This is a genomic window from Marinobacterium sp. xm-a-127 (assembly GCF_013283425.1).
In the GTDB taxonomy this organism is placed as follows: Bacteria; Pseudomonadota; Gammaproteobacteria; order Pseudomonadales; family Balneatricaceae; genus Marinobacterium_E.
On record NZ_WBYH01000002.1, the window covers coordinates 282,198 to 292,030 of the forward strand.

At 50.3% G+C, this 9,833-nt stretch carries 7 protein-coding genes; 2 read left to right on the top strand and 5 right to left on the bottom strand.

The features are described 5' to 3' along the window. Positions 1–66: 66 nt before the first annotated feature. Positions 67–354: a hypothetical protein gene (locus XMA127_RS05460; protein WP_173481482.1), complete on the top strand. Its 288-nt coding sequence runs from the start codon at positions 67–69 to the stop codon at positions 352–354. 698 nt (positions 355–1,052) lie between these two features. Here XMA127_RS05460 and XMA127_RS05465 read toward each other — a convergent pair. The 3 genes from XMA127_RS05465 to XMA127_RS05475 form a co-directional block, all read right to left on the bottom strand. Continuing rightward, positions 1,053–2,042: a sigma-54 dependent transcriptional regulator gene (locus XMA127_RS05465; protein WP_173498988.1), complete on the bottom strand. Its 990-nt coding sequence runs from the start codon at positions 2,040–2,042 to the stop codon at positions 1,053–1,055. A 139-nt stretch (positions 2,043–2,181) separates the two neighbouring features. Beyond that, positions 2,182–4,743 (bottom strand): response regulator, encoded by a 2,562-nt coding sequence (locus XMA127_RS05470; protein WP_173481645.1) that lies wholly within the window; start codon positions 4,741–4,743, stop codon positions 2,182–2,184. Between the two features lie 4 nt (positions 4,744–4,747). Next, a complete protein-coding gene (locus XMA127_RS05475; protein ID WP_173481646.1) occupies positions 4,748–5,119 on the bottom strand; it encodes a response regulator in 372 nt (123 codons plus the stop codon). 128 nt (positions 5,120–5,247) lie between these two features. Here XMA127_RS05475 and XMA127_RS05480 point away from each other — a divergent pair, with 128 nt between their 5' ends. Continuing rightward, complete coding sequence (locus tag XMA127_RS05480) at positions 5,248–5,736, top strand: hypothetical protein (RefSeq protein ID WP_173481647.1); 489 nt, start codon at positions 5,248–5,250, stop codon at positions 5,734–5,736. Here XMA127_RS05480 and XMA127_RS05485 read toward each other — a convergent pair. Together XMA127_RS05485 and XMA127_RS05490 are read right to left on the bottom strand one after the other, a co-directional pair. Beyond that, the gene (locus XMA127_RS05485) at positions 5,733–8,510 is read right to left on the bottom strand and encodes a BamA/TamA family outer membrane protein (RefSeq protein ID WP_173498989.1); all 2,778 of its coding nucleotides are present in this window, start codon (positions 8,508–8,510) and stop codon (positions 5,733–5,735) included. The two genes, XMA127_RS05480 and XMA127_RS05485, sit on opposite strands and share 4 nt — an antisense overlap. An 8-nt stretch (positions 8,511–8,518) precedes the next feature. Beyond that, positions 8,519–9,739, bottom strand: a complete 1,221-nt coding sequence (locus XMA127_RS05490) for a TolC family protein (RefSeq protein ID WP_173481649.1) — start codon at positions 9,737–9,739, stop codon at positions 8,519–8,521. Positions 9,740–9,833 lie beyond the last annotated feature (94 nt).

Here is a 9,833-nt window from a genome sequence, read left to right on the forward strand (position 1 = left end):
TAACATTTAAAATCGCCCTTGAAACCTCTATTCTCAGCACAGCTTATCTTTGGGGTTCTGAAAAACATGCTCGACAGTAAAAAACTTCACCACATTGGAATAGCCGTTGGCCTGATTGGCTTGGGCTGTTGGTACCTAGTCGCTGAGCGACTATCACTATTCAGTCTGATTACAGAACAGTTCCCAGAATCTCATAAAGGCGCAGGCTTAATGGTCGCTATCATGGTGGTAATGACACCTGGTTTCTTCATATGGAAACACTACAACCGCTGGTTAGAAAAGGTACTAGCCATCAAGGGGAGGTACTATGAAGATAGCTACTATCAGAATGACTCAGAAACCAAGCAGAAGTAATTAACCTAGCGAATTAGCTGCTCGCTATGCTTTCTTTGGTAAGACTAGACACTGATTCAGTAGTAAATTTTTTCATTAAATAAAAGGCTGAAACCGGCACATTCCAGACCCTATCCTAAAACAACGAATAGTTGCAAAGTGTAAACAGCGACCCAAAGGCTACTGAAAAAATCCTCAGAAGCGGACGTTAGCCCAGCTAACGAACGAAGCGAAACAAATGACTTCAAGTATCGGGATTGGCATTTAGCTGCTCGGAATTGAAGAACGTGCTTTAACCCCTGGAACCGCGTGAACAAGTGATCTCGATAAATTTGGGAACGACTGCGCAAATTCCGGACATTAGCTGCCATTTTTCTGAGAGCTGCAAGGCGCACATAGCAGCTCTTTCGCAACCGGAGAGATTTCCCTAAAGCGGACGGAAGGTGTGATCTACTGGAGTCGGCACATTGCGGGCATTAATGTCGTTATAGCGGGCACCGCGTTGGTAATCTTGTTATGAGGTCTCGGGAAAGTCTTTCTTCCAATTTTTATTTGCAGTTTTATTATCGTTCTTGCTAGCTTAGTGTGTGCGGCTAAGGTACTTGTAATCCCCCTAATTACCTTTAAAACTATTTATAGAGCCTTATTACCTTCAATATCCGCTTAATTCGGCTTCTAAGAAATTGGTTTAGCGAAAAACGGGGTCTAACCCCTATGAATTAAAGCCCCGCAGACTCCAATCGACGGTAGAGCGTCCGAAGACTAATGCCGGCGATGTCAGCAGCTTTCTGCTTATTGCCCTGCACCTGGTGCATCAAGCCCTCCCAGTACTGACGCTCCTGCTCTTTCAAGCTCAGTGATCCAGTAGCAGGCGGTGGTACAGGCCTGGCCGAGATCGGTTCAGCGTTGGCAGTCGGTTCGATGCTTTTAACGACACGCTCACGACGGAAGTCATTGGATGAGACAGTGCGCGCAGCGCTCTCATCCTTGCCATCAAACATGACGTAACTCAGCATGTTTGCATCAATTTCTGCATCATCAAACCAGCTAGTTGCGCGCTTCAGGATGTTGCGCAGTTCACGGAAACCTCCAGTAAATTTGTGCGCTTTGAGAAGCTCGATCGCATCACTGCTCAGCATACGACCAGCAGCACCGAGTTCTGAGAGCAGATGGCTAACTAGTGTAGCCATCTCAGAGCGACGGTCATTAAGACTTGGAATGTGAATAATCTGCTCGTTAAGGAGGTGGTACAGATCCATGCGAAACTGCCCACTCTCGATCTTGGCACGCAAGTTGTGTGTTGGTGCGGTAACAATACGCGTGTCAAAAAATTCAGGCTGCGCCCCCCCGACAGGGTAATAAGTCGACTCTTCCAGCGCGCGTACCAACACAGCTTGAGACTGCTGGGAAAGATCGTCCACGCCGATCAAACAAAGGGTACCACCGTCAGATTTTGCCAGAGCACCCAAACGAACAATGTCGCCAGAGCGATCGGCAACACCGCAGAGCTCTGCAGCAAACTGTTCTTCAGTGAGTCCAGTACAGCGGATGACTTCAAAGGCTTGATCTTTGCGAGCGCTGCCGCGGTGTAGGGTAAAGGCTGCTACGGCTTGTCCTGATCCGAGATCGCCCAACAAGAGGACTCGGTCAGGTGTCTGAGCAACTTTAGAAAGAACTGCTACGTAATCGAGTGATGACTGAGTTGACATGAAAACCCCCAATATTTCATGTTAAGCCGCCCTATTTCAGGGACATATGACAAACTTAGCACAGTTTATGCCAAAAGCGAGGATCTCGCGTACTTTTGTGCCAACGTCGCTAACCACATACAGCAAAAGTCACGAATGCCTACTCAAGCATGGACAAAAACGACTCAACCTCTGAAAGAACTCGCTTATGCTGTGCCCTAACATCCGAAACCATGTCAGCAGTGGCAGATCCGTTTTTGAAGGCCAAGCTCAGTTCATTCAGCCGGTTTGAGTAGCGCGCCATACCAAGAAAGCCGGCGGCACCCTTCAACGTGTGTGCGAGCTTGCCAGACTCTTCATCACTCACGCCATCAAACAAATCATTAGCAACAGGGTACTTCTCGATAAAGAGTTGTAAGTTAGAGATTAGTGATTCGGACGTCGGCCAGTAATCTCGCGCCTCTTCGAAATCGAATTCAGCGAATTCGAACACCTTAGATTCAGGAGAAGAGAGGTTTGAATCATCTTCAAAGCCCAAATCTGCCTGCACCGGTGCAAAATCTTTGTCCACCATCACAGTTTCAATAGCCCTCAGAAGCTCATCGATTTTGTAGGGCTTACCCACAAAGCCTTGCATACCAACGCTGGTGGCCCGCTCTTTCTGCGAGGCAGTTACTCCAGCAGATACGGGGATAATGGGGATGTTTTTCCAACCCGGCTCTGCTTTGATGCGCTCAGTCGCCTCAAAGCCATCGAGCACAGGCATTTCGATATCCATCAATATAAGGTCGTAATCGCTGCGAGTCAGCGCGTCAATTGCTTGCTTACCATCGCCAACTAAAGTGACCTCTGCACCGCGCTGACGCAAATGTTCGCTAATCACTTGCTGATTGATCTCGTTATCCTCAGCCACAAGGATGCGTAGATCTCTCAGCAAAATAAGTGAACTGACCTCAGCAGCCAGATTGGCATGACATTCTGCTACAAGTGGGCCAGCCTGTCTCGTATCGCCCAAAATACAGGCGAACTGTTTTAGACTGAACGGGGCTACAACAACACCCGTTACTAGACTGAATAAGCGGGGATTCAAGCCTTCGAGCTTGGAAATCGCAACCAGACGCAGCCTATTCCCAAACTGCCTTTGTAGATCGTTGATAAACTGCTCCAACTGGTCCAATCCGAGAACATGTCCAAAGAGAACCACATCAAATGCTTGCTTTGCCAGGGCACCCGTCGCTTCATCAAGGTCAACTACAACCTGCACGTCTGCAACCCAAGGTTTGAGCACCGCTTTTATGTGATCTGCGGCGAGCCCACGTCGCTCAACCAATAACACCGTCACACGCTTGATCGACTTTAGATAAGCTTTATCCACGATCGGTTCGGCATAGCTGACTTTAACTGGGATGCTGATACTGAATTTAGATCCTACTCCCAATTCAGATTGCAGCCTTACCTCCCCGTCCATCAACTTACAGAGTCTCTTTACAAGTGCCAAACCAAGCCCAGCCCCCTCAGTTGTATTACCAGCACCGCCGCGTTCAAACTGCTCGAAAATAGATTCGTGACGCGAGGGTTTTATACCTACACCCGTATCACTTACCTCGATAACCAGGTCTCCTTGAGAGGCTGAGCTCTTTTTGAAGCCGGCAGAGAGCATTACCAAGCCCTCGTCGGTAAACTTTACCGCATTGCGCAGCAGGTTATTGACGATCTGGCCTAAAAGCTGGGCATCTATCTCGATTTTTCGCGGAAGCATGGGAGAAAAGTCGACCATAAATCGCAGTCCGCTGTTCTCAGCAACCGGTTGATGCAGCGCCACAAAGTTGTCCAGCAAGTTTTCAACTAGCTCGGGTTCCGGCTCTACATGCAACTGCCCACTCTCTAAACGACGCAAGTCCAGCAGGTTGCGCACTAATGACTCCAGCGTGTCGGCCGCACCCGATATCTTCGAGAGGTACTCTTGTTGTGTTTTGGTGAGCCGTGTAGCCAACATCAGATCCGTTAGCCCTAGAATTGCGTTGAGCGGTGTTCGAATCTCGTGGCTAACGGTTACAAGGTTATCTGCTCGATCGTGGGCCAGCTTTTCAAGTTCGGCTGCCCGTTGCCTCAGTTCCTCAATGTCGGAGTACTGAACGTAACAAAATCGTGTGTCAACCCGAACAGTCAACACACGGTTGATACGTGTACATCTGTACTCACCGTCGACACGACGAATACGACACTCCAACTCGTCCGTTAACACTCCGTCTTCCTGAAGCTCAGAGTTGAAAAACTCTTCATTCCGGACAGTAAAAGCCTCTATGTCATTCGGGTGAATACGATCAACCAAATCCGCAAAGGTCAGTTGCGACTCTGCCGGCTCGCCGAGGAAACGATGAACCTGATCTCCGAGAACCTCCGCTGAATCATTTGGATTCTTGATGATATCGACCGCGAAATTAAGGGAGTCCGCTACCCGGTCAAGAAGTTCAACTTGAGACGACAAAAGTGCAGTTTTCTCAATATATTTCCTCGAGTATCCAACAGAAACCCCGCCTACTAGCGACGAAATGATCGCGGGCAACAGTATTGTTTTTGTGCCGATATCGACACCTACCAGCAGGGTGAGTGCTACAGACAGAGCAATAGAGGCAGCGACGATTAACAGTACAAAGAGATAGGGATGTTTGTATAAGTAGCTTGTAATCTGTGATCTTGGCGGAGACTTAGCGGCACTCAAAGGCTCATCCCTCTATAAGCGCTTTCACAGACTCAAGCAGCTCAGATGCACGGCAAGGCTTCTGCAGGAAGAGATTGATCTCGTTCTCAGCAAGCTCAGCACGAATCTCGTCATTGTCATGCGCTGACAAGACAATGATAGGGATATCTGAGCTGCCCCGCGCCACTCGAACTAAGGACGAAAGAGCAAGTCCATCTAACTCATCCATAACAATGTCCGTAATGAGCAGATCTGGCCGGAAGCGGATGATCATCTCAAACGCTTGGTGAGCGCTAGGCGTCGTAATCACTTGATAGTTTGGAGAGAGTGTACTCTTGATATAGTTTAGGATGAGTTCATCGTCATCAACAGCGAGTATCTTTATAGCTTGGGTCATGTGGGCTCAATCCTTCATTGATAGGGCCATAGTGTGACCCAACCCCATGAAAAATATCAACGTGTAATTACCACAACGCGCTTTTTAAAAATCTGTACTAATCTGGAGGTAGTGCGTCTGGGGGCTACATGATTTCACCGATTGCTATCGTCAAATTGATCCGACAACACCTTAGGGTTGAATCGTCTGAAATCCTTCGATCTCTGTTGGATAAGTGTCCCCGTTCACTTGATGATCAGAATTGGCGCTGGGAGCTAAATGGCTTTGTGAGCGCGTTAGTCGCCACCGGTCATCTACGCGCGGAATCGCAGCACGAGATAGAGCGACAACTCTTCCCAGAGAGTAACGAGCAGCGCAGAAAACTGGCACGCTCGAAGTCCTTCTCGATTGATGTATTCACCCTCTCCCCGAGCAAAGAGGCACGCAAATTTCAGTATGATGTGCCCGCGCTAAACCCCTTCGATGCCTACGCTAAACTCGCCATGCGAGTAAGCTATAACCGACTGGAGTATGTAGAGGTAGTTCAGGTTTTCAGGGGGACAAAGGATGAGCGAGAGAGCGTTCAAGAACCACTAAAGTATTTTGACCGAAGTGAAATTGTACAGCCGCGAGGTTAGAACTTTTTAACAATTGCGAGCCCAAAAGCTGAGCGCTCGTTCTGATCAACGTTCGCTCGACTGAGATGAGCATAGACCGAAGTATCCTCACTGATATTAACCCGCCCGAATAAGCCTGCAGAGATTGCTGAACGGTCACGCGATAGATTTCCACCACTTACACTGCCCGCGTCCAGATGCACGCCTAAGTCAACTTGCTGGTCGAAGAGGGTAACCGGTTTGGAGAGCTCAACTTGCGAAACAACCCGCGTAGAGCCGCCGCTCGACGCTAGATTTGTCTCCCCGCCCAGATATGAGGCGGTCACCCCACGTACAGAATCAGCGCCCCCTAAATAGAGACGCTGACTCAGAGGCACTGAAGCCATATCACCGCTAATCGCCGAAGCCCCTACTCGCGCCTTCAGTGCTAGGCCAGTATCAGCAAGCGGGATAGATCCGGTGTCGTAGTCGATATCCGTACGCCCGTATCCGGAACCGCGATCCAAATTCTGGGCGAGCCCGATAGACAGTGTTAGTCCGTCACCCTCAGTCCAACCGGGCCGCGCTTCAAAAAGTGCTTTTGCGCTGAGCAGCATCTGGTCGGCCAGAGATTGCCCTGCCGATGCTGCTTGCGATTTAACCTCTGTCTGATGGACCTCGCCACTAACTTTTATCTCAGTCAGATGTAGGCCATCTCCACCTGAAAAATCACGCCATCGCGAACTGAGCTCTGTCGCTCGTGAATCGAAAAAGCGGAACTCTTGTGGGCGGGTACTAAACTCCAAATCAAGCTGGTTGTTCAGGTTGTAATAGACAGGGACGGCCAGATCAATCTCATACTGCCCGTCGATATTACTGCCAACTCGGTAGTCGAGGTAGCGTAAGCCTTGGTAATCGAAAAAATGGCGCCCGTCGAGCGCCCCAAAAAGCTTACCGCCTGTTGTTAAACTTGCCCCAACGCTGAGGTCGCTCTCCCCCGCCTCACCGACGACTTCCGCATCGTAGACACCCGGAATGCGCGCGTAATAATCAAATGATCCGTCACGCACAAAACCGAGATAGTCAAGGCGATCTATCGCCTTAACATGCTCGGCTTTACTGAGGGGTTTACCGTTAAGGTCAGCAAGAAAATCAGGACTCAACGCAATCTCGGCATCCAGCACTTGATGGATGCCGACCGATTCAATGCGCATCTTCTGTCCGGTATCGATCCGTATTCCGTCTGGTAACTCAACCGTCTGCGCTTGCGGGTAACCCAAACGATCGAGGCAACTAAGAATCTCGTCAAGCGTTCCACCGTCGGCCGTCTCTAATATCGGGCAACTGATTTCATCTGATTCAAGCCGCATCCAGTCGATTAAGCGCTGGGTATCGTCAGCTGTGCGAAGATCGAACACCCGAGTTATCGGCGCAGGTTTAAGTGGCGGTAGTTTGGGCTTTAAATCAACCTCAGGCGGTGTATATGGAACGTTCAATACCTCAAACGGATCGATGCCGTTAGTCGCGGCTAACATTTCGCCGGGCACCTCGGATTGAATAAGGCTGATACCGCTTGGTGGAGTATGGGTTGTTATCGAGAGCTCGTTCTGCGTTTCTGCAGGTGCTGCAAGCCTAGCCTCGGGCAGAATCGTCGTGGAGGCGTCGATAAGCTCTAGATTTTCACTTGCAGACTCTCCCCTCCCCTCTTGTGCCTGAAAGGCTTCAACAGGTAGGTCAACAGCCTGTTTCACTGCGCTTACAGCAGTCACCGTCAACTGTGCTTTGTGCACCTGAGTATTCAGTTCGATAGGCTCTGCTGGAGCGGCTTCGCTCTGAACTTTTGGCGCCTCATCAAGAATTCGAGCGACCAGCGCGTCGATATCTTCGAGTTCGTCAAGTTGCTTGGTTGGCGCGCCAGCAGGTGCCGATTCAACCACTTGCAGATCCTCAGCTGTGTCAGCTTCAGGCTGTGGCATCTTCGCGATTACAGACTGTTTTTCTGACTTAAGCTGTGGGGCAAGATCAACAGCATCTTCTGTCACGGACTCAGCAATAACAGATTGAGCGGAAACAACCGGCTTCTGCACCGGCAAATCGGCACTAACCACGATCTCTAGCGGCTCCGATTCAAAAGCCGGCGCCGATTCAGCCAGCAGTTGATCAAGCGTCAAAATTCTGGGGGCACCCGGCGATAGCGTATCGATGGGTAGCAACGTCAGCGTCTCAGAGACTGGGCTCTCATTGCCCATTGTGTCTACTTGATAGGCTGCAACTTCAACCACTTCGGTGCCATCAAACAGCCCCGGACGCGCGACATACTGCTCTACTTCAGCACCCTGAGTAATCTCAAACCAATCGCTATGGTGCTGCTGCTCAACCAGAAGTCCATTAACACTGAGAATCGGTACTGAACCAGCCGGCAGTTCAAAACCGTTGGTGTATCGTTCAGAGAAGTTGTTTGCGATCTGTGCGATTTCAGGCGCTTCCGGAGCTGTGGTGTCTAGCGAGGCTAACTCTAATCGAGACGGCTCTGCAGATCGGTTACCGGCGGCGTCAACTGCAAAGGCCTGGAGTTCGAGCACTTCAGAGCCATTAAAGGCTCCCTCCAGGGCAAGATATTTATCAAAGTCACCGACGCGCTCAATCGAGAACATATCAGAGAGTTGCTCAACGCTCAGCGTTTCGCCATTCACACTCAGACGCACCTCTGAGTTCGCCTCTACGGCAAAGCCCTGCTCCAGTGCCCACACAGCACTTGGCACTGCTGAAAACAGCAGTGCTAGCAGAAGGTTGAGGCGAGCAGAGAGGCGCTTCATATCAGACCCTAGCGGTAGATGAAGTCCAGCGAGCTGGCACGATCAATCTGCGCCTGCTGCAGCTCTGCTTGGAATTTATTGAGATCGAGCTGGGCGCTTAGCAGCTCATCATAGGCCGATAGCAACTCAAACAGGGAGACACGCCCCGCTTTGAAAAGACGCTCTTTTGAGGCGAGTTTCATGCCGACGGTATCAATCGCGAGTTGCTGATTCGGGATGACCTCGTCACGCAACGCCATAATACGCTGCTCTAGGCTTACAAGGTTGCGGATACGACGTGCGTTACTCACCTCACGTTCAAAGCGCAACGCCTCCACTTCCGCTTCCAACGCCACAGCACGTGCGGCTTCTACCCGCCCCATGTTGCCGTATGAGACATTCATCTCAATACCGAGGCTGGAATTGTCCTTGGCAGTATCATCAACAGGTACTGACCCAACGAGATCCACGTCGGGTCGTAGCGACAGTTTATTGGCTTCCAGCTCAGCTACTTTGCTCTCTAAACGAGCGTCCAGCGCGGCGATAGAGCTGTTTACAAACTCTTGCGTCAACGGGTCTGCCAGCCCGTCTTCCATGGGCAGTACATCCAGCGTTAGCAGCTGCAGATTCTCGGTGCAGGCCAGCAGATCCAGTTCAGTTTTTACCAACTGCTGCTGCAGACGATTCTCATTGATTCGGTTTTTGTTCTGCCAAACCTTGGAGAACACCGCATTCTTATCGCTCTCAGATGAGAGTGCCACGTTGGAGCGACGCTCTACCCTATCTAACACCTCTTGCTGCATACCGACGATGGTTTGTAGCGTAGATATATCGTTCGAGAGTCGGTTGAAACTGGACTTGCGTTGCAGCAGCTCTGCAAGTTTCTGCAGACCCGTCTCATAGCTATTTAGCTGCTCAACCTGCAACTTACGCTCGGCAAAAGCCTCGTTCGCTTCAAACTTACCAAAAGACATCAGCGTGTAGCGCGCTGACGCATCCAAACTGTTGTCATTGGAGCTGTCAGCCAAGTATTTGCCGTTAGCGGAGAGCGAGAAACTGGGCAGACGTTTAGCTTTTTCCGCCTCGACATTACCGGCAGCAACACTCACCGCTGCATCTCTCGAAATCAGCTCCGGCGAGCATGAACGCAGTTCGGCGAGCAACTCATCCATTGTCTGCGCCGAGACATGGGTTGCACCAACCAAAAGCAGCGACGCTGTTACACCTGACAAAACAGTTCTAAAAAACATATCCAACACTCGGTTTAGGCCGCCGAAGCGGGTTTAACTGAGTCAATATAAATTGACACGATTGTGACAAAAAATACTCCTTTTTGTCATTTGT